At 72.1% G+C, this 19,386-nt stretch carries 16 protein-coding genes and 1 pseudogene; 7 read left to right on the top strand and 10 right to left on the bottom strand.

All coding sequences use genetic code 11. The features are described from left to right. Position 1: 1 nt before the first annotated feature. Together AQJ11_RS15415 and AQJ11_RS15410 are read right to left on the bottom strand one after the other, a co-directional pair. Complete coding sequence (locus AQJ11_RS15415; protein WP_014670683.1) at positions 2-952, bottom strand: carbohydrate ABC transporter permease; 951 nt, start codon at positions 950-952, stop codon at positions 2-4. Beyond that, on the bottom strand, positions 949-2,358 hold the full coding sequence (locus AQJ11_RS15410; protein ID WP_059263427.1) for an extracellular solute-binding protein: 1,410 nt from the start codon (positions 2,356-2,358) through the stop codon (positions 949-951). Before AQJ11_RS15410 ends, AQJ11_RS15415 begins: the two co-directional genes overlap by 4 nt. A 154-nt stretch (positions 2,359-2,512) precedes the next feature. Between AQJ11_RS15410 and AQJ11_RS15405 the strand changes: the two genes are divergently transcribed. Both AQJ11_RS15405 and AQJ11_RS15400 read left to right on the top strand, forming a co-directional pair. Then, positions 2,513-4,093: a glycoside hydrolase family 32 protein gene (locus tag AQJ11_RS15405; protein WP_059263426.1), complete on the top strand. Its 1,581-nt coding sequence runs from the start codon at positions 2,513-2,515 to the stop codon at positions 4,091-4,093. 27 nt (positions 4,094-4,120) lie between these two features. Beyond that, positions 4,121-5,095 (top strand): TauD/TfdA dioxygenase family protein, encoded by a 975-nt coding sequence (locus AQJ11_RS15400; protein WP_059263425.1) that lies wholly within the window; start codon positions 4,121-4,123, stop codon positions 5,093-5,095. A gap of 1 nt (position 5,096) precedes the next feature. Here the strand turns inward: AQJ11_RS15400 and AQJ11_RS15395 are convergent, their stop codons facing one another. Further along, entirely contained in the window at positions 5,097-6,125 is a 1,029-nt protein-coding gene (locus AQJ11_RS15395; RefSeq protein WP_058079241.1) for an LLM class flavin-dependent oxidoreductase, read from the bottom strand. An 88-nt stretch (positions 6,126-6,213) separates the two neighbouring features. Then, positions 6,214-7,725 (bottom strand): metallophosphoesterase family protein, encoded by a 1,512-nt coding sequence (locus tag AQJ11_RS15390; protein ID WP_107120837.1) that lies wholly within the window; start codon positions 7,723-7,725, stop codon positions 6,214-6,216. Positions 7,726-7,863: 138 nt separating this feature from the next. Between AQJ11_RS15390 and AQJ11_RS15385 the strand changes: the two genes are divergently transcribed. Further along, entirely contained in the window at positions 7,864-8,151 is a 288-nt protein-coding gene (locus AQJ11_RS15385; RefSeq protein WP_014670677.1) for a DUF1905 domain-containing protein, read from the top strand. 34 nt (positions 8,152-8,185) lie between these two features. Here AQJ11_RS15385 and AQJ11_RS15380 read toward each other — a convergent pair. Then, a pseudogene (locus AQJ11_RS15380) lies at positions 8,186-8,797 on the bottom strand (SAM-dependent methyltransferase); the annotation flags it as partial. A 291-nt stretch (positions 8,798-9,088) separates the two neighbouring features. Between AQJ11_RS15380 and AQJ11_RS15375 the strand changes: the two are divergent. Further along, positions 9,089-11,488, top strand: coding sequence for a M4 family metallopeptidase (locus AQJ11_RS15375; RefSeq protein WP_059263422.1), 2,400 nt, complete (start codon positions 9,089-9,091; stop codon positions 11,486-11,488). A 59-nt stretch (positions 11,489-11,547) separates the two neighbouring features. Here the strand turns inward: AQJ11_RS15375 and AQJ11_RS15370 are convergent, their stop codons facing one another. The 3 genes from AQJ11_RS15370 to AQJ11_RS15360 form a co-directional block, all read right to left on the bottom strand. Further along, on the bottom strand, positions 11,548-12,762 hold the full coding sequence (locus AQJ11_RS15370; RefSeq protein WP_014670673.1) for a glycoside hydrolase family 64 protein: 1,215 nt from the start codon (positions 12,760-12,762) through the stop codon (positions 11,548-11,550). Positions 12,763-12,933: 171 nt separating this feature from the next. Further along, positions 12,934-13,689 carry a dienelactone hydrolase family protein gene (locus AQJ11_RS15365; RefSeq protein ID WP_059263421.1) on the bottom strand — a complete coding sequence of 252 codons (756 nt, stop codon included), beginning with the start codon at positions 13,687-13,689 and terminating at the stop codon, positions 12,934-12,936. A 284-nt stretch (positions 13,690-13,973) separates the two neighbouring features. Further along, on the bottom strand, positions 13,974-14,594 hold the full coding sequence (locus tag AQJ11_RS15360) for an L-threonylcarbamoyladenylate synthase (RefSeq protein ID WP_059263420.1): 621 nt from the start codon (positions 14,592-14,594) through the stop codon (positions 13,974-13,976). Positions 14,595-14,697: 103 nt separating this feature from the next. Here AQJ11_RS15360 and AQJ11_RS15355 point away from each other — a divergent pair, with 103 nt between their 5' ends. Further along, positions 14,698-15,171: a MarR family winged helix-turn-helix transcriptional regulator gene (locus AQJ11_RS15355; RefSeq protein WP_208616523.1), complete on the top strand. Its 474-nt coding sequence runs from the start codon at positions 14,698-14,700 to the stop codon at positions 15,169-15,171. 117 nt (positions 15,172-15,288) lie between these two features. Next, the gene (locus AQJ11_RS15350) at positions 15,289-16,899 is read left to right on the top strand and encodes an MFS transporter (RefSeq protein ID WP_059263418.1); all 1,611 of its coding nucleotides are present in this window, start codon (positions 15,289-15,291) and stop codon (positions 16,897-16,899) included. 285 nt (positions 16,900-17,184) lie between these two features. On the opposite strand, the gene AQJ11_RS15345 is transcribed toward AQJ11_RS15350, so the two are convergent. Continuing rightward, positions 17,185-18,414: a serine hydrolase domain-containing protein gene (locus AQJ11_RS15345; protein ID WP_059263417.1), complete on the bottom strand. Its 1,230-nt coding sequence runs from the start codon at positions 18,412-18,414 to the stop codon at positions 17,185-17,187. 247 nt (positions 18,415-18,661) lie between these two features. Here AQJ11_RS15345 and AQJ11_RS15340 point away from each other — a divergent pair, with 247 nt between their 5' ends. Further along, complete coding sequence (locus tag AQJ11_RS15340; RefSeq protein WP_229917704.1) at positions 18,662-18,871, top strand: hypothetical protein; 210 nt, start codon at positions 18,662-18,664, stop codon at positions 18,869-18,871. A gap of 4 nt (positions 18,872-18,875) precedes the next feature. Here the strand turns inward: AQJ11_RS15340 and AQJ11_RS15335 are convergent, their stop codons facing one another. Continuing rightward, positions 18,876-19,349: a hypothetical protein gene (locus AQJ11_RS15335; protein ID WP_014670666.1), complete on the bottom strand. Its 474-nt coding sequence runs from the start codon at positions 19,347-19,349 to the stop codon at positions 18,876-18,878. Positions 19,350-19,386: the final 37 nt, after the last annotated feature.

Here is a 19,386-nt window from a genome sequence, read left to right as displayed (position 1 = left end):
CTCACTGGTAGTGGACGAAACGCCGGCTGAGCCGGAACTGGAGGGCGGTGACCGCCATGATCAGCACGAACAGCAGCACGCCCACCGCGGACGCCTCGCCGAACCGCAGTTGCTCGAAGGCCTTCTCGTAGATGACCATCACGACCGTGCGGGTGGAGTCGCCGGGCCCGCCGTCGGTGAGGACGTACGGCTGCTCGAAGACCTGGAGCGCGTTGATGATGCCGACCACCGAGGCCACCAGCAGGGTGGGGGAGAGCAGCGGCAGGGTGATGGCGAGGTGCTTGCGCGGGCCGGTCGCGCCGTCGAGCGCGGCGGCCTCGTGGATCTCCTTGGGGATGTTGTTCAGTCCGCCGACGAACAGCAGGAAGGAGAACCCGAACTGCTGCCACACGTACACGATGACCACCGTGGCCATCGCGCCGTGCTCGGAGGTCAGCCAGGGCACGGGAGCGATCCCGAACAGGCCGATCAGCCAGTTGACCACTCCGAAGTCCTGGTTGAACAGGTACTTCATCACCACCGAGATGGACGCGGCGGACAGCACGAGCGGGAAGAAGAACGCCGAGCGGAACACCGACCGCAGCCACGTGGGCATCCGGCCGTTCAGCGTCAGCGCGAGCGCCAGCGCGATCAGGAGCTGCGCGGCGACCGCGAAGACCATGAAGACGAGGGTGTTGCGGAAGGACACCAGAACGGTCGTGTCGCCGAACACCTCCCGGTAGTTGGCCGTACCGGCGAAACCGGGCGAGTCGATCACGTTCCAGTGGAAGAGGCTCAGCACGACCGAACCGACGATCGGTACGACCGTGAAGACCACGATCCCGACCACGGTCGGCGCCAGGAACACCGCCGCCAGCAGCCGCGTCCCCCGCTCACGCGCTCCCGGGCGCACGGCCCGCGCGGCCGGGCTCGCGGCCCGCGGCCGCACGGAGGAGATCCGGGTGTCCGTCATACGTCACGCTCCATGGCCTTCTCCAGATCGCCCTGCATCCGGCGCAGCGCCGGCTCGACCGAACCCGGGCTCGACAGCGCCGTCCCGGTGTGCTTCAGCAGCACCTGGGTCACCTCGGCGACCTGCGGCGGGGCCGGGATGGGCCCGGTGTCGGGGAACCGGTCGAGGGTGTCGTAGAAGACCCGCCAGTGCGCCGGGCCGGTCTCCCGGTAGCGGTCCGCGGTCAGCATCGAACGGCGGGCCGGGGTGGTCTGGTTGGTGGTGAACAGCTTGCTCAGGGTGTCGCGGCGGGCCGAGTACTTGATGAACTCCCAGGCCGCGTCCTGCTTCTTCGAGGTGCGCAGCAGCGCGTAGCCGGCCGCGCCGAACTGGTGGCGCTGGGTGTGCCGGCGCGGGAAGTACTGGACGTCGAAGCCGTCGGCGCGCATCCCGGCCAGATGCAGACCGCCCGCCCAGAAGCCGCCGGCCGGGGTGACCCCCACCCGGCCGGTGGAGAACACGCCGATGAGGTTCTGGCCGTTGCCGCCCTCGGGCCGGGTGCACAGCCCGTCGTGGACCAGGGAGGCGAGGTAGTCGTACGCCTCCACCACCCGGTCGTCCGTCACCTGCGGGGTCGTCCAGCGGAAGCCGCCCCCGCGGCCCCGCCGCCGGTCCGCCGGGTAGAAGGCGTCCCACAGCCAGGAGCCGCCTGGCGCCTTGGACTCGGCGAGCAGGTTGGTGCCGTTCGCGAACAGCCAGGGGACCACCCCGCCCCACAGCCGGTTGGTCCAGAAGTACGGGGTGAAGTGGGAGTCGCTCGCCTTCTTCATCCGGCGCAGCAGCGCGGTGAAGTCGTCCCGCGTCCAGTCGCCGGCCGGGAACTCCGCGCCGGCGCGCCGCAGCACCTGGGTGTTGAGGTACATGTCGGCGGCGTTGAACTCGATCGGGAGCTGGTACAGGCTGCCCTCGTACATCATCGACTCCACCAGTGAGGGGTGGACGTCGGCGAAGTACTCCCGCAGTTCGGCCGCGTCCCGCCGCACCCAGCGGTCCAGGGGCACGCCCAGGTGGCGGGCGAACAACTGCACGCCCTCGGTGGCCACGTAGACCAGGTCGGGCGCGGTGCCCGCCGCGATCTGCGTGAGGATCTTGGCGAAGAAGTCCGACCAGTCCACGGCCTGCACCGCGTTGACGCGGACCTTGATGTCGGGGTGCAGCCGGCGGAAGCCGTCGACCAGGGCGCGGACCCCGGCCGGGGAGAACGCGGAACCCAGGGTGGCGACGACCAGGGAGCCGTCGTCGCGGCCCGGGATGTCGGCTCCGGTGAGCCGGTCCCAGCTCGCGGCGGTGCCGGCGAGCGCGGCGGCTCCCGCGCCGTAGGCGCCGTACCGCAGCAGGGCGCGGCGGGAGAAGAGCGAGTCGGTCATCCAAGCGTGCCTAACTCGTGTTAGTCGAGGAGTGATGCCCACGATGATGAAAAGCGCGTCACATCCGTGTCAAGGCGCGGGAACACTTGACCTTTAACGAGTTAGGTCTACAGTCCCTTGAGCCGATGACCCGTCAGGAAGGGGACACCGAGAGATGCGTGGTCTGAGCAGAAGGGCCCTGTTCGCCTCCACGGCCGCCGGAGCCGGCGCGGCGCTGCTGCCCGCGGCGCCCGCCGGGGCGAGGCCGCGGCCCGGGCCGGCGGCCGGATGCGCGCGGTACCGCGCCGACTACCACTTCACCGTGCCCGACCAGTGGAAGAACGACCCGCAGCGCCCGGTCTGGATCGACGGCGAGTACCACTGCTACTACCTCTACAACGCCGACTACCTGGACGGTGTGGAGGGCACCGCGTGGCGGCTGGCCACCAGCACCGACCTCGTCTCCTTCACCGACCGGGGCATCGCCGTCCCCAAGGACACCACCGTCAACGGCGACGTGTGGTCGGGCTCGGCGGTGGTCGACACCGCGGGCACGGCCGGCTTCGGCGCGGGCGCGGTCGTCGCCGTCGTCACGATGTCACCCGGCGGCGGCACCGACCACCAGGAGCAGTTCCTGTACTACTCGACGGACGGCGGCCGCACGTTCACGAACCACGGCACCGACCCCGTTCTCGCCAACCCGGGCGTCCTCGACTTCCGCGACCCCAAGGTGATCCGCGACGACGACCGCGACCGCTGGGTGATGGCCCTCGCCGAACGGAACAAGGTCGGCTTCTACCATTCGGCGGACCTCAGGTCCTGGACGTACGCGGGCGCTTTCGTCAAGGACGGCCTCGGCGTCCTCGAATGCCCCGACCTGTTCCGCATCACCGCCGACGACGGCGCCGTGAAGTGGGTGCTGGGCGTGAGCGCGGACGGCACCGGCTCCGGGCAGCCCGCCACCTACGCCTACTGGACCGGTTCGTTCGACGGCGCGGCGTTCACCGCCGACTCCGCCGACCCGCAGTGGCTCGACCACGGCTGGGACTGGTACGCGGCCGTCACCTTCGAGAAGCGGAACCCGGACGGCACGGTGGACCCGGCCACCCGCCACGCCCTCGGCTGGCTGAACAACTGGGCCTACGCGCACACCGCACCCACCATCGACGCGGACGGCTTCAACGGCACCGACTCGATCGTCCGCGAGATCACCCTGAGGAAGACCGCCTCCGGCGGCTACCACCTCGCCTCCCGCCCGGTCCCCGCGCTCGACGCCTACGTCTCCCGGACCGTGCGCCTCGGCGACCTGACGGTCGACGGCACCCGCACGCTCGACCACACCGGCATCTCGTACGAGCTGACCACCGAGATCACCTGGTCCGAACTCACGGGCGCCGGCGTCCAGGTGCGCCGTTCCCCGGACGGCGTACGACACATCGACGCCGGGGTGTACGGCGACTACGCCTTCCTCAACCGGCGCGGCACGGTCAACCCCGACGCCGGCGGTACCCGGCAGGAGAGCCGCACCCCGTTCGACCGGTCCGCCGGCCGGGTGCGGCTGCGGATCCTCGTGGACCGCACGTCCGTCGAGATGTTCGTGGACGACGGCCGGTACGTGCACTCCGCCGAGGTGTTCCCCTACCTGGTCGACGACCGCCTGGCCCTGTTCAGCGTCGGCGGCACGGCCGTGTTCCGGAACACGGTGATACGGGAGTTCGCCGTGCCGGGGCAGAGAGTGTCACGATCTCCCCGGTAGCGGATACGGACGAGCACCGGAGGGCGCATGACGACGGACAGGGCGACCGCGGACGGCACGGGGCACGTCCCGGGCGTGGAGGTGCGGCCGGTCGCCGGGCACATCGGCGCCGAGATCACCGGCGTCGATCTCGCCGAGCCGCTGGACGACGCGGTGACCGCGCTCATCAGGGACGCGGTGCTGCGCTGGAAGGTGGTGTTCTTCCGCGGCCAGCGGCTCGACCACGCCGGGCACATCGCGTTCGCGCGCCGCTTCGGCGAGCCCGTCGTGCTCCCGCGCCGCGGACCGCACTCGCCGCCCGGCTTCCCCGAGATCGAGACCACCGCCGACCGGCTGGAACTGGGCGGGCGGTACGGCATGGACCACGACGAGTGGCTGGGCCGGCGCCGGCACACCCTGCTGCGCGGCTGGCACTGCGACCACGGGGCCCGCGTCGATCCGCCGGCCGCGACCATCCTGCGCGCCGAGGCCGTCCCGCCCTACGGCGGCGACACCACCTGGGCCAACCTGGCCGCCGCCTACGCGGGACTGTCCGCCCCGGTCCGCGCCTTCGTCGACGGCCTGCGCGCCGAGCACCGGCTCGGCGTCGGCTACCAGCCCCGGCCCGGCGACGACGCCTACGTCCGCCATCTGCTGGACCACCAGGTCGCCTCCGTGCACCCGCTGGTCCGGGTGCATCCGGAGACCGGGGAGCGGGTGCTGTTCGTGAACGGCTACTACGTCGAGCAGATCACGGACGTCTCCCGGCCGGAGAGCGCGGCGCTGCTTCAGATGCTGGTGGAGCAGGCCGTGCGCCCCGAGTACACGGTCCGCTTCCGCTGGGAGCCCGGCAGCGTCGCCTTCTGGGACAACCGGGCCACCATGCACCTGGCCCCCAGCGACCACGCGCACGTGGGCTCCCCGCGGGTCATGCACCGGGTGATGCTCCACGGCGAGGTGCCGGTCGGGGTGGACGGGCGGCCCTCCGAACCGGTCACCGGCACGGAAGCGGGCCGCTGGTGACTCAGCCGGCGGGCCGCCACCCCAGCGCCGGACCCAGCCGCGTCGCCATGTCGGTGAGGATCTGCACGTAGTCCTCGTGCTCGAACGTGAACGGCAGCGCGAACGCCACCTCGTCGACCTCGCGGAACGCGGCGTGCGCGTGCAGCCGTTCGGCCAGCTCCGCGGAGGTGCCGACCAGGTCCGGCGCGAACAGCAGTCGCGCCGGGCCCTGCGGGGAGGTCGTGCGGGGCAGGCGCCCGGCGGCGTAGGCCTCGTACTTGGCGCGCTGCCGCGGTGTCGCCGAGTCGGTGGGGATCACCACCAGACCCTGGGAGACGCGGGCCGCCTCCCCGTCCGGGTGGTGGGCGCGGAACGCGCGGATGTGGGAGAGCTGGATCTCCGCGAAGTCCAGCGGCGCCTCGGGGCTCTCCGCCTTGACGACGCTGCTCGTCAGGAAGTTCATGCCGTGCTCGCCCGCCCAGCGCGCCGAGCCGAGGCTGCCGCCGCCGTACCACATCCGCCGGCCGAGCCCGGGGGAGTGCGGCTGGACGACATCGCTGAAGACCTCGATCCCCTCCACCCCGCTGAAGTCGGTGGCGGGCTTGCCGCGCACCAGGTCCAGCAGCCGCCGCACGCGCTCGTAGGAGAAGTCCTCCGCGTCGGCGGTGTCCGGGTAGAGGGCGTCCTTGACCTGGTCGTAGTGCAGGGGCGGGCCCACGCTGACGCCCGGGTTCAGCCGGCCGCCGGACAGCACGTCCACCGTCGCGAGGTCCTCGGCGAGCCGCAGCGGGTTCTCCCAGCCGAGCGGTGTCACCGCGGTGCCCAGCGCGATCCGGCGGGTGCGCTGCGAGGCGGCGGCCAGCACGGCGACCGGGGACGATATGCCGTACTGGAGGTGCCGGTGGCGGACCCAGGCGCTGTCGAAGCCGAGCCGCTCGCCCAGCTCGATGATCTCCAGGGTGGACTCGTGGCCCCGGCCCGGGTCGGCCGGGTCGAACAGGCCGATGGTGAGGAAGCCCAGCTTGCGCAACGGGCGAGGGGTGGACGGCACGGGCTCCTCCAGCGGTCGTACGTCGGCTCCGCACCGATTCTCGCAGGCGAGTGTGACAACCGTGTGATCAGTTCGGCCGGCCCCTTGATCACGCCGGCGGGGACAGCGGGATGACGACCTCGTCCTCGACCGGCGGGTCGACCTCCTGCGGGCGGTTGCCGGTCGCGGCGAAGCAGCGCAGCCGGACCGCGTCCGGACCGACGTCCAGCCGCAGGAAGCACTTGAAGAAGGGCGGGCTGTAGGTGGTGGAGGACGGTGAGAACAGCTGGGTGTAGATCTTCCGGACGGGCAGCCGGAACCGGGCGGGCCGGCCGGGGCGGCGGCCGGCCCCGAGGAGGCTCGCGACCAGGCGGGCACGGCGGGTGACCCGGACGTCCGGGCCGGGTGCGCGGGCCGGCTCGATGCCGAGCCGTTCGGCGACCACGGCCGTCGCCTGAGCCTCGGTGAGGGTGAAGAAGCGGCGCAGCCGGAGCCTGCGGCCGTACAGGCGGCTGTAGAAGGCGAGCGAGTCACCGCGCAGCGGGTAGCAGCGGAACGCGTCCTCGGTGACACCACCGACCGAGACGCGCGGGATGGTGTGCGTGGCGTGCATGAACGCGCCGCCGCCGCCCGCGACGACGTACTGGATCGTACGGCCGTCCACGTCGACCGGATACCGCTGGTAGTTGTGGATGTCACCGCCGATCGCGGCCACGTAGCGGTGCCCGGGAGCCCGGACGATCTCGTCCACCGTGCCGCCGCCCTCGATGGGGCAGGGGTGGTGCTCCCCGTCGACGTACAACGGCGATCCGGTGACGAGGATCTTCGGCCGGGGCCCCCGCGATATCTCCCGCAGCCAGGCGCCCTGTTCGGCGTCGACCGTGCCCAGCAGACCGGTGTCGATGCCGACGATCCGCACCGGTCCCGCGTCGATCGCCCAGTACGGGCCCGGCTGTACGGCCTGTTGGCCCGGTGCCGAGCGCAACGCGCGTGCCGCGGCCAGCCGTTGCTCGTCGGCGGGGCGCGCCCGGTGCCACAGCAGGGAGCGCCACCAGGCGCGGGTGAGGGGGCGGGGCCGGGGCTCCGGGCCGGGCGGCGGGGTGTCGGCGCAGAAGACCCGCATGAAGGCGCCGAGGTCCTCGTACCAGTCGTGGTTGCCGGGGATCGCGTAGATCGGCGCGGGGTAGTCCTGGTACGGCCGGAAGAACTTGTCGCCGTAGTCGTCGGCGCTGCCGACGGGATAGATGACATCGCTGGCGATCACCGCGAAGTCGGTGTCCCGGCCCGCCTTCAGCAGCCCCGGCACGACGGCGTACTGCGAGTCGCCCCCCTCGCCCGTGTCCCCGATGACCAGGAAGGAGAACCGTTCCGGTACGTCCCGCCGGACCACCTTGTCCGCGGGCGCTCCCGCCATCGCCCGCGCGGCCACCCAGCGGCTGCGGGTACGGCCGGTCGGGTCGCCGAACCAGGACGCCAGCACGCCGTTGCGGGCGGCCCACAGGACGCGGGGGTCCAGCCACGACAGCTTCTCGACGTGGTCGGGCATCAGCCGCTTGTAGGTGCCGGGTTCGGCCGCGCCCCAGCCGGCGCCCTGTGCGGTATCGCGTGAGGAGTCAGACACGCGGTGCACGGTAACAACGTGCCGGTCAGCGGCCGGATGCCGGGGTCTTGCCCAACACGCCCGGCGCCTGGGCCGGTTCGGGACACGCTACGCTCTGCGCGACGGCGCGCACCCTCCTCTCGAACGGAAACGGATCGCATGGAACTCTCCTTCGCCGGCCGGGTCGTCGAGTGGCGGGGACCGTCGCCGTACTACTTCGTCGCCGTGCCCGACCAGGAATCCGCGGACATCGGCGAGGTGGCCGCCCAGGCCACCTACGGCTGGGGCGCGATCCCCGTCACGGCCAGGATCGGCGGAACCGACTTCGCCACCTCGCTCTTCCCGAAGGACGGCACGTACCTGCTCCCGCTGAAGAAGGCGGTGCGCACGCCGGAAGGGCTCGCGGTGGGCGACGAGGTGGCCGTGGAGCTGACCGTGCGCCTGTGACAGCGCCGGTGCCGGGGGGCACGGCTAGACCTCACTGGGCCTGCTCGAAGGCCGGGTCGATGCCCGACGACCCGGCGTCGACGCAGAGGTGGCTGCCCGGTGGCAGGGCGGCCATCAGCCGGTCGACGATGGAGCGGGCCTGGTCGTGGCCGGCGACATGGCCCAGGACGTCGCCGGGGACGAGCCCGGTCGGCCGGGCCGGGTCCAGCGTCTTCGCGGTGGCGGCGAGGACGCGGTCCGGGTCGGTGGCGTCGGCGTCGACGCAGGCGGGTCGAGCCCTCGGGGAGGAGCGCAGCAGCGTCCGGGCGGGGGCCGGGAGCATCGGGTCGTCGCCGACGTACACAATCCGTGACTCGGGTGCGAGCCGCTGGGCGACCTCATGGGTGTTCCCGGCGGTCGGCAGGCCGGTGCCGACGTCCAGGAACTGCCGGACGCCCGCCTCGCGGACCCGGTGGGTGATGGTGCGGCGCAGGACGGCGCGGCTGCCGCGGGCGATGGCGGCGATGCCGGGGAAGACGGCGGCGTACGCGTCGCCGGCCCGCGCGTCGACCGGGCAGGTGTCCGTGCCGCCGAGCCAGTGGTTCCGGACGCGGGCCGGGTGCGGGGGGTGCGCCGCCGACGCGGGCGCCGTGGCCGGATCGGTCAGGATCGTGCCCCTCGCTTCAGCCAGGGCATGGATTCCGCCGCCCCCGACCCATGCCCCAAGGCCCCTGTGCCACCTCCCTGTTCGCGCTCGCGGGCCGATAGGGAAAACCCTCGATTGACCCGCCACGAGGTGACATGGCTCGGTCAATGCTGTCAAGCTCCCTCAGCACGCCGATCCACCCCACCCGTTTCTGGATCACGGCCCCGCACAGCTCAGCTCACCCCGGGCAGCAGCCCCGTCTGCCCGTCTGTCACCGGCCGCCGACCGGCGGTCGCAGCAGGAGGAGTACGAGTGAGACCCCACAGATCCCTTCCCCACAAGCGGGCCACGGTCGGAGCCGCCCTGGTCTCCACCGCGGCCTTCCTCGCCGTCGGCCTCCAGGCGGTTCCGGCGACCGCCGCACCGGCCGCCGTCCACCCCAGCCCGCTGCGCGCCGGCGGTCTGGAGGCCAAGCTCAGCCCGGCCCAGCACCAGGCGCTGATCAAGAGCGCCCAGCAGCAGACCACCACGACCGCCCGCGCCCTCGGCCTCGGCGCCCAGGAGAAGCTGGTCGTCAGGGACGTCGTCAAGGACAACGACGGCACCCTGCACACGCGGTACGAGCGCACGTACGCCGGGCTACCCGTCCTCGGCGGCGACCTCGTCGTGCACACCCCGCCCGCCTCGCTGGCCAAGGGGACCGTGAGCACCACCTTCAACAACAAGCGCACGATCAAGGTGCGTTCCACCACCGCGACCGTCAGCAAGGCCGCCGCCGCGACCACGGCACTGAAGGCCGCGAAGACCCTGCGCGCCGAGAAGCCCACCACCGACAGCGCCCGCAAGGTGATCTGGGCCGGTGGCGGCACCCTGAAGCTCGCCTGGGAGACCGTGGTCGGCGGACTCCAGGACGACGGCACGCCCAGCCAGTTGCACGTCATCACCGACGCCACCACCGGCAAGGAGCTGTACCGGTACCAGGCGGTCAAGACCGGCACCGGCAACACCCAGTACAGCGGCACCGTCACCCTGAACACCACGCTGTCGGGCTCGACGTACCAGCTGTACGACACCACGCGCGGCGGTCACAAGACGTACAACCTCAACCGGGGCACCTCCGGCACCGGCACCCTGATGACCGACGCCGACGACGTCTGGGGCGACGGAACCGGCTCCAACACCCAGACCGCCGGCGCCGACGCCGCCTACGGCGCGCAGGAGACCTGGGACTTCTACAAGAACACCTTCGGGCGCAGCGGCATCCGCAACGACGGCGTCGCCGCCTACAGCCGCGTCCACTACAGCAGCGGCTACGTCAACGCCTTCTGGGACGACAGCTGCTTCTGCATGACCTACGGCGACGGCTCGGGCAACACCCACGCCCTGACCTCGCTGGACGTGGCCGGCCACGAGATGAGCCACGGCGTCACCTCCAACACCGCCGGCCTGGAGTACAGCGGTGAGTCGGGCGGCCTGAACGAGGCGACCAGCGACATCTTCGGCACCGGCGTGGAGTTCTACGCGAACAACTCCAAGGACGTCGGCGACTACCTCATCGGCGAGAAGATCGACATCAACGGCGACGGCTCGCCGCTGCGGTACATGGACAAGCCGAGCAAGGACGGCGGTTCGGCGGACAGCTGGTACTCCGGCGTCGGCAACCTGGACGTGCACTACTCCTCGGGCCCGGCGAACCACATGTTCTACCTGCTGTCCGAGGGCAGCGGCACCAAGGTCATCAACGGCGTGACCTACAACAGCCCGACCTCCGACGGCGTCGCCGTCACCGGCATCGGCCGCGACGCCGCGCTGAAGATCTGGTACAAGGCGCTGACGACGTACATGACGTCCAGCACCAACTACGCCGGCGCCCGCACCGCCGCCCTCAACGCGGCAGCCGCGCTGTACGGCACCAACTCCACGCAGTACGCCGGGGTGGGCAACGCGTTCGCCGGCATCAACGTCGGCAGCCACATCAACCCGCCGAGCAGCGGGGTGACGGTCACCAACCCGGGCAGCCAGTCCGCCACCGTCGGCACTGCCGTGAACCTCCAGATCCAGGCGAGCAGCACCAACAGCGGCGCGCTGACCTACAGCGCCTCCGGTCTGCCCGCCGGCCTGTCGATCAACAGCTCGACCGGTCTGATCTCGGGGACGCCCACCACGGCGGGCACCTCCAGCACCACCGTCACGGTGACCGACTCCACCGGCGCGACCGGCACCGCCACCTTCGGCTGGACGGTCAGCGCGACCGGCGGCGGCTGCACCTCCACCCAGCTGCTGAGCAACCCCGGCTTCGAGTCGGGCAGCACCGGCTGGACCTCGACGAGCGGCGTCATCACCACCGACAGCGGCGAGGCGGCCCACAGCGGCTCCTACAAGGCGTGGCTGGACGGGTACGGCTCCTCGCACACCGACAGCGTCTCCCAGTCGGTGACGATCCCCGCGGGCTGCAAGGCGACCCTGACCTTCTACCTGCACGTCGACACCGCGGAGTCCGGCAGCACCGCCTACGACAAGCTGACGGTGACCGCCGGTTCGAAGACCCTCGCGACCTACTCGAACCTGAACGCGGCCTCCGGCTACACCCAGAAGACCTTCGACCTGTCCTCGCTGGCGGGCTCCACGGTCACGCTGAAGTTCAACGGCGTGGAGGACTCCTCCCTCCAGACCAGCTTCGTCGTGGACGACACGGCCCTGACGACCGGCTGAGCCGGCCCTGCTGACAGCGGTCCCGCACCCGGCCGTCCGGGTGCGGGACCGCTCGCGTGTCAGCTCAGCGGATCCAGCGTCAGATACGCCTGCTGCGGATTGCCGTCGTGCACCAGGGACTCCTGGTTGCCGACGTCGTCGAAGGCGAACGCGTACGCCTTCCCGTCGGCCATCTGCGCGTGGATCGCGCGCGCGTAGTGGTTGGTCACCGCGTCCCGGTAGAAGTTCGCCGTCGTGGTGTCCGGCTGGCTGGGGTTCACCAGCAGGGTCGACCGGTTGAAACCGGCGCACAGCGTACGGGAGATGGGGCCGCGGACCTGGTCGTTGGGCGCGTCGAGCAGCTTGTGGCAACCGAAGATGCTGGACGCGTCGGGCTTCTGGAAGCTGGTGACGACCGCGCCGGAGGAGTTGGTGAAGTTCATGACGTTGCCCGAGACACGGCCGTAGTACTTGGTGTTCGGCTGGTCCGCGAACGGCGTGACGGTCAGGGTCGAGGTCGTGTACTTCTGCCAGACCCGGTTCACGTAGTCGTCCATCGCGTTCGCCGGCAGCGCGCCGGTCTCCACGCCGTACAGCGGGGACAGCGCGCGCAGCACGGTGCCGTCGGAGCGGGTCTGGATCAGCCCCGCCCAGCCCCCCGGCTGCGCGCGGAGCGCGTTGAAGAAGCCGTTCCAGCCGCCGGACTTCAGGTGCCCGGTGCTGCTGACGCTGCCGTCGGCCCGCTGCACCCCGACCGCGTACGGCGCCGAGAACATGTCCACCTGGGTGCTGTTGAGCCACAGCCCGGAGTCGTTGAGCGTGTACTCCGACCAGTTGAAGAGGATGTTCCGGTTGGGGTCGGAGGGGTTCTGGACGGCCGGCTGCACCAAGCCGCCGGTGGTGAGCCGGAAGTCGAGCTTCTGGCCGTACGAGAAGTAGATGCGGCCGGAGAACTTGGGGATGCGGATGGTCGTGGACTGCCCGGCGGCCGGGCCGGGTATCGCCGCGTCCGGTGCGGGAGTCGGCGGATTGCCGCCCGCCGGCCAGGCGTGGAAGGCGCCGCTCGCGTCGGCCCAGCCCTGCCGTCCCGAGGACAGCTGGGTACCGAGGTCGTAGAGGTACAGCGGCTCGGAACGGCCCGAGTTGTTGGTGATCTTCAGCGGGATGGTGTCGGGGACGGCGGCGTCGGCACGCTCCGGTGCGCCGAGGGCGAGCAGTCCGCCGAGCAGCGCCGCGGCGGCGGCCAGGGGGAGCGCGCGCCGGGGAAGCGCGCGGCGGGTGCGCCTGTGAGGCACTCTCCACCTCCGTGTGGGGTCGGGGTCGTACGGACTTGGTCCGTACCTCTTTGAGAGCGCTCTCAGACTCATGCTCAGACGGGTGCATGTCAATGACATGGACAAGATCGGCCCGGCGTCCGCCACCGCTCCGACGCCGGGCCCGGCGTCGGAGCGTGCGCGCGGACAGCGTCAGAACGTGCGCTTGAGCAGACCGAGCAGCGCCGCCCAGTGCCGCTCGTCGGCCTCCTGGTCGTAGGCCGGGGTGTCCGCCTGGGTGTAGCCGTGGTGGGCACCGGCGTACACCTCGCAGGTGTGCCGCACTCCGGCGGCGGTCAACGCCTCCTCGAAGCGCGCCACCTGCTCCGGGGGCAGCGACGGGTCCTCGTCGGCGTGCCCGAAGTAGAGCTCCGCGGTGATGTGCGGGGCCTGGAGGTGCGGGCTGTCCGGGTCGTCGGTGGCGAGGCGCCCGCCGTGGAAGCCGGCCCCCGCCGCGACCCGGTCCGGGTGGGCGCCCGCGGTCCACAGCACGAGCCGGGCGCCCATGCAGTAGCCGGTCAGCGCGGCCGGGCCGTCGGCCGCCACCGGGCTGTCGGCCAGCCACCGCAGGTAGGCGTCCGCGTCTCGCCTGACCTGGTCCGGCGTCAGCCCGGCCACGATCGGACCGAGCCGCTCCCAGAGGGTCGGGTCGGCGGCCGGGTCGATGAACTCGGGCAGCCGGAGGACCGGCGCCCGGCCCAGGCGGTAGAACACGTTCGGCACCAGCACCGTGTAACCGGCGCCGGCGAGCCGGTCGGCCATCGAGCGCAGGTACGGCCGCAGACCGTAGGCGTCCTGGTAGAAGAGCACGGCCGGACGGGGGCGGCCGTCGGCCGGATGGACGAGGTAGGCGTCGGCGACGCCGTCCTCGGTGGGGATGTCGACGGCGGTCGCCTGGACATCGGTCATGGTGAGAAGGCCCTCCCTCGGGGATGGCGCGGACGGCGGGTGCCCGCCCGGCGCCGCGGCTACGGCCATGCTGCCACGCAAGATCAGGTCCGGCGCACCCGGTGCCCCGGGTGCTCGCGTGCGGGGCGGTGTCGGCTGGTGTGGTGTCGGGGCTGGAGGTCGCACGGCTCCGCACGGTGTCCCCGGGGCTCGCGTGGGCGGCTGGTGTTCACGTGGCTTGAGCGGTGCCTGCGGTGCTGCGTGCACGCCCGGCGCTCACCCGGCTCCGACCGGTGTCCCCGGTCTCACTCGAAGCGGCTGGTGTCCCCGGCGCCCCGTCGGACGATCTCCGCCTCGCCGCCCGAGAAGTCGACCACCGTCGTCGGCTCGGTACCGCAGTCACCCGAGTCGACCACGGCGTCCACCACATGGTCGAGCCGGTCCTTGATCTCCCAGCCCTGGGTCAGCGGCTCCTCCTCGTCCGGCAGCAGCAGCGTGCTGGACAGCAGCGGCTCACCCAGCTCCGCCAGCAGCGCCTGGGTGACCACGTGGTCGGGGATGCGCACGCCCACGGTCTTCTTCTTCGGGTGCTGGAGCATCCGCGGCACCTCGCGGGTGGCCGGCAGGATGAACGTGTAGCTGCCCGGCGTGGACGCCTTCACGGCCCGGAAGACGTCGTTGTCCACCCGGACGAACTGACCGAGCTGTGCGAAGTCCCGGCACATCAGGGTGAAGTGGTGCCGGTGGTCCAGCCTGCGGATGGAGCGGATCCGGTCGATGCCGTCCCGGCTGCCCAGCCGGCAGCCGAGCGCGTAGCAGGAGTCGGTCGGGTATGCGATGAGCGCCCCCGAGCGGACCGCGTCGGCGACCTGGCCGATGCTGCGCGGCTGCGGGTTCTCGGGGTGCACGTCGAAGTACTTCGCCATCTGCCGAGCTTATGCCGTCCCGGGGCGCCCGGCGGATACCTATGACCTCATACCTGTTTGACATGGGTATGAAGTCATACCTATCGTTGCGGTCGTGTCCTCTCTGCCCGGATCCAGCGCTCCCCAGCGGGACGTCGACCGCGTCGCCCCGGCGCTCGCCGACGCCCTGCCCGCGCTGCACCGGGCCCTGGACCGGCTGGTCGCCCGCGACTACGCCCTCCCCAAGCCGCCCGAGGGCCACCTCAACCTGCTGCGCCACGTCGCCGAGCACGAGGGCGCCACGGTCCGCGAGGCCGCCGACGCCCTGCTGATGAAGCCCAACAACGTCAGCGCGCTGGTCTCCCAGCTCACCGAGCAGGGGCTGCTGGAGCGCCGGCCGGACAGCACCGACAAGCGTGCCGTCCGCCTGCATCCGACGGCCGTGGCCCGGCGCCGCCTCGGTGAGGTGCGCGCCCTCCAGGTCTCCCATCTCACGGAGGCACTGCTCTCGCTGACCGAGGGCGAGATGGACGCCCTGGGCTCGGCCCTCGGCGCTCTGCACTCACTGACGCGCGGGCTCCGTTCCGCTGCCCACTGAGCCGTAGCCCCCTACGGCGCCGGTGCCTGTGCGTGCCGTCGCCGCCCCCGGGGCGCGGGCCGTCGTGGGTGTTCTCCGCCGTCACCACCACACCCCTGCACCAGACGAGGCTTCTCCATGCCGTCCACCTCCGTGGATCACTCCGCCGTGCCCGCGTCTCCGGCGTCTTCCGCGCCGCCCACGGCGCCGGACACCGCCGCCGCCCGGCGGCGCTCCAACCCCTGGCTCACCCTCTGCGCGGTCGCCTTCGGCCTGTTCATGGTCCAGCTCGACGGCTCCGTCGTCGCGATCGCCAACCCCGAGATCGGCCGCGAACTGCACGCGTCCACCGCCCAGTTGCAGTGGGTGACCAACGCCTACCTGCTCGCCCTCGCCGCCACCCTCATCCTCGGCGGCAAGCTCGGCGACCGGTTCGGCCGGCGCACCTTCTACCTCACCGGCGTCGCCGGGTTCGCGCTCTCCTCCGTCGCCATCGGCCTGTCCGGCTCCATCACGGGCGTCGTCGCCTTCCGCGCGCTCCAGGGAGTCTTCGGCGGCCTGCTCATGCCCAACACCCTCGGCCTGCTGCGGGCGGTGTTCCCGCCGCGCAGGTTCGGCATGGCGGTGGGCATCTGGGCGATGGTCTCGGCCGTCTCCACGGCCCTCGGCCCGATCGCCGGCGGTCTGCTGGTGGAGAACGTGAGCTGGGAGTCGGTGTTCTACATCAACCTGCCCATCGGCGTACTCGCCTGCGCCTTCAGCGCGTTCGTGCTGCCGCAGTCGAAGAACCCGACCGGACACCACCGCTTCGACGTCACCGGGGTCGTCCTGCTCGCCCTCGGCCTGCTGAGCGTCGTCTTCGGTGTCGTCAAGGGCGAGACCTGGGGCTGGGCGTCGGCCGGCACATGGGGCGCGATCCTCGCCGGTCTGCTCCTCCTCGTCGTCTTCGGCCGCCACGAGACCCGTATCCAGCACCCGCTGCTGCCGATGCGGCTCTTCCGCAGCCGGGACCTGACGGTCGGCACGGTCATCACCGCCCTCAACTTCTTCGTCATGCTGGGCGTGATCTTCTTCGTCATGCTCTACTTGCAGAACGTGCGCGGCCTGACGCCGGTACAGGCCGGGGTCCGCACCCTCCCGTTGAGCCTCGCCTCGCTCGTCGCCTCCCCGCTCGGCGCCGCCCTGACCGAGCGCTTCGGCGCCCGCCTCTGCATGCCGCTCGGCATGCTGCTCCAGGCGGCGGCCTGCTTCGCCATGCTCAGCTGGTCCGGCGACTCCTCGTACGCCACCGTGTGGCCGCCGTTCGTCGCGCTCGGCCTCGGCGTCGGCATGGTGCTCTCCGCCTCCTCCGACGCGATCGTCGGCAACGCGCCGGTACGGGACGGCGGCGTGGCCGGCGGACTCCAGGCCACCACCCTCCAGATCGGCGGTGCCCTCGGCACCTCCGTGCTGGTCTCCGTCATCAGCGCCCGCGTCGGCGCCACGCTGCGGACCGAGCTGACCGGCGCGGGCGTGCCGCAGGCCCTGGCCGGAAAGCTGGCCGAGGCCAAGGACGCGGTGGCGATGGGGGTGGCCCCCGTCTCCGGCACCATGCCGAACCCCCTCCGGGCGGCCGTGACCGAGGGCAGCGCACGGGCTTTCATGAACGGCCTGCACACCGCCGCGGTCCTCACCGGCACGCTCTGCGTCCTGGGCGCGGCCCTGGCGGCGGCCGGGATGAGGCGCGGGGGGACCGCCGGGGCGGAGTGAGGGGCGGTACGGCGACGAAGGGGGCGCACGGGGGCGCCTCGGGCGGCCGGGCACCGGGGGAGTTCCGGTGGTGGGTCGGGGTGTGCCGGGCCTGACCGGACCGGCCCTGGGAATCAGCCGGAGTTCGGCTGCGTACTTCCCGGATTCCGGGGCATCCGACCTCTGAGTCGCCCAGGGCCTTCCCCCCGCCCCGGGCGCGGCGTCTCCGCCGGCGGCCACCCCCCCCAGGCCGTCGGCGGAGCCATGTCCGCCGCACCGCCCGGCCGGTCAGGGCCTCTCCCGGCCCTATCCGGCCGCCGGTGCGGCCGGCAGGTCGAAGACGTGTCGCGGGGAGATGATCTGCGTGACCGCCCGGCCGAACAGTGTGCTCGGTTCCTGGCCGCGGTGGTTGATGTCGGTGTTGAGGAGGACGACGAGGGTCGTGCGCGTCGCCGGGAGGTAGACGGTCAGCGACTCGTAGCCGGGCAGGGAGCCGTTGTGACCGATCCAGCCCTGTACGTCGAAGATGCCCAGCCCGTATCCGGTGCCCGGGATCGGGGTCGCCGGGGTGATCAGGCGCTGCTTCTGCGCGGCGGGGCTGATCAGGCGTCCGCCGCCGGGCAGTTCGCCGGTGGCGACCGTGGGCGCCCAGACGCGCAGGTCGTCCAGTGTGGAGATCATCGCCCCGGCGGCCCAGCCCCAGGACGGGTTCCAGTCGGCCGCGTCGGCGACCTTCCCGTTCGCCGTCTGGTCGGTGTAGCCCTGCGCGTGCGGGGCGGGGAACCCGCTGCCCCGCGGGAAGAGCGTGTGCCTCATGCCGGCCGGGCCGAGGATGTGCCGCCGGATGTAGTCCCCGAGATGCTGACCGCTCTCCTTCTCCACGACCAGGCCGAGCAGAATGAGATTCGTGTTGCTGTAGAAGAACTTCTCGCCCGGCGGGAACAGCACCGGATGCCTGAAGGCGTAGTCGAGCAACTGCCGCGGTGTGAAGGGGCGTCGGGGGTCCGAGGTCAGCGCCTTGATGAAGTCGTCGTCCTCCGAGTAGTTGAACAGCCCGCTGCGCATGCCGGCCAGCTGGCGCAGCGTGATCCGGTCGCCGTCGGGCACGCCGCCGACGTACGTGCCGATCGTGTCGTCGAGGCCGACCTTTCCCTGGTCCACGAGTTGCAGCAGCGCTGTCACGGTGAACGTCTTCGTCTCGCTGCCGATGCGCGTGTACAGGTCCGGCGTCATCCTCCGGCCGGTCGCCTTGTCGGCGACGCCGAACGAGCGGACGTAACCCTCCCGGCCCGGCGTCCAGATGCCGACGGTCACGCCCGGCACGTGCGCCTCGCGCATCACCCGCCGTACGGTCGTGTCCAGTTGGCGGGTCACGGCGGGGGAGAGGGCGCGGACGTCGGGTTCCGAGGCCGACGGGCCGGGCGGGACGGCGACGGACGCGGCCGGTACGGGCCCTGCCGTGAGCGGCGCGCACAGCGTTCCCGCCAGCACGGCGACCACGGCTCCCCGGCGCAGGCGTGCGGACGTGGGCGGCATGGGCTGACTCCAAGCACGTGGACGGCGACACCGTGCGCGGGGCGGACGTCGGAGCCCGGACCACCTCAGCATAGGAGCGCCCGGCACGCGGCGCGCGCCGGACGAAGCGCCCCCGGCCCAGGACGCCCCGGACCGACGTCATGCTTGTCCGACGGGTGGAAGGACTCGTTCGGGCGATGGAGTCACCCGACCCGGTGAGCGGGCGGCGGGAGGCGTACCGGTGGCGGGTCCCGGGCGTTGCCCCGGCATGAACCGCTTGGACTGGATGGACCGGATGGAGCGCATGGACCGGATGCGCCGGCTGCGCCAGATGGACCGTACCGGGGAGCCGATCTACGCCGGGCTCGTCGCGGAGTGGCGGGCGCAGGGGCGGACCGTCCCCGCCGAGCCCGACGCGCTGTGGGCGGCCCTCTCCGGCCGCACCCGCGGCGCCCGGCGCGAGGCCAGGCACCTCTGAACCGCTACCGGTACTGCCCGCACAGCGGCGTGAGCACCGCCAGCGTGCCGTTGGCCTGTTGCAGCGCCTCCTCCAGGACGCCGGGCGCGTGCAGCGCGCCGGTGCCGTCGGGCGGCACGAGCCACTCCAGAGAGCGCGCGGGCCGGTAGGGCGGCGGTGCGGTGACCCAGGAGCCCTTGGTCGCGTACCGCAGCCCGGCGCCGATCCAGCCGCCGGACGGGTCCGGGGGGAGGAAGAACCCGACCCGCCCCGCCGCCGTGTCCACCAGCGTCGGCCCCGGCACCGGCAGGCCGGGCCGCCACAGCAGGTCCAGGGTGAGCAGTCCCAGCCGGTCGGGGACGCTCAGCACGTCCCAGAAGCGGCCTGCCTCCAGCAGTGCGACGCCCTCGCCGTGGTCCCATTCCCATTTGCAGGCGCGCGGGTCGGCCGACGCCGCCGCCAGCCACTCCACGCCCCGCGTCCACATCGTGTTCGTCATGCACTGCTCCGGATGTCCTCGCTCGCCTGCCCGAGCG

The organism is Streptomyces corchorusii (genome assembly GCF_001514055.1).
GTDB lineage: Bacteria > Actinomycetota > Actinomycetes > Streptomycetales > Streptomycetaceae > Streptomyces > Streptomyces olivaceoviridis.
Note: the sequence above shows the minus strand (reverse complement) of the source record. Positions and strands in the feature narration are given on the sequence as shown.

Bases quoted from the DNA above. Each gene is read 5' to 3' on its own strand.
- AQJ11_RS15365 (WP_059263421.1), bottom strand. From the start codon at position 13,689: ATGACCGATGTCCAGGCGACCGCCGTCGACATCCCCACCGAGGACGGC.
- AQJ11_RS15415 (WP_014670683.1), bottom strand. From the start codon at position 952: ATGACGGACACCCGGATCTCCTCCGTGCGGCCGCGGGCCGCGAGCCCG.
- AQJ11_RS15345 (WP_059263417.1), bottom strand. From the start codon at position 18,414: ATGCCGCCCACGTCCGCACGCCTGCGCCGGGGAGCCGTGGTCGCCGTG.
- AQJ11_RS15400 (WP_059263425.1), top strand. From the start codon at position 4,121: ATGACGACGGACAGGGCGACCGCGGACGGCACGGGGCACGTCCCGGGC.
- AQJ11_RS15405 (WP_059263426.1), top strand. From the start codon at position 2,513: ATGCGTGGTCTGAGCAGAAGGGCCCTGTTCGCCTCCACGGCCGCCGGA.
- AQJ11_RS15350 (WP_059263418.1), top strand. From the start codon at position 15,289: ATGCCGTCCACCTCCGTGGATCACTCCGCCGTGCCCGCGTCTCCGGCG.
- AQJ11_RS15360 (WP_059263420.1), bottom strand. From the start codon at position 14,594: ATGGCGAAGTACTTCGACGTGCACCCCGAGAACCCGCAGCCGCGCAGC.
- AQJ11_RS15335 (WP_014670666.1), bottom strand. From the start codon at position 19,349: ATGACGAACACGATGTGGACGCGGGGCGTGGAGTGGCTGGCGGCGGCG.
- AQJ11_RS15410 (WP_059263427.1), bottom strand. From the start codon at position 2,358: ATGACCGACTCGCTCTTCTCCCGCCGCGCCCTGCTGCGGTACGGCGCC.
- AQJ11_RS15340 (WP_229917704.1), top strand. From the start codon at position 18,662: ATGAACCGCTTGGACTGGATGGACCGGATGGAGCGCATGGACCGGATG.
- AQJ11_RS15385 (WP_014670677.1), top strand. From the start codon at position 7,864: ATGGAACTCTCCTTCGCCGGCCGGGTCGTCGAGTGGCGGGGACCGTCG.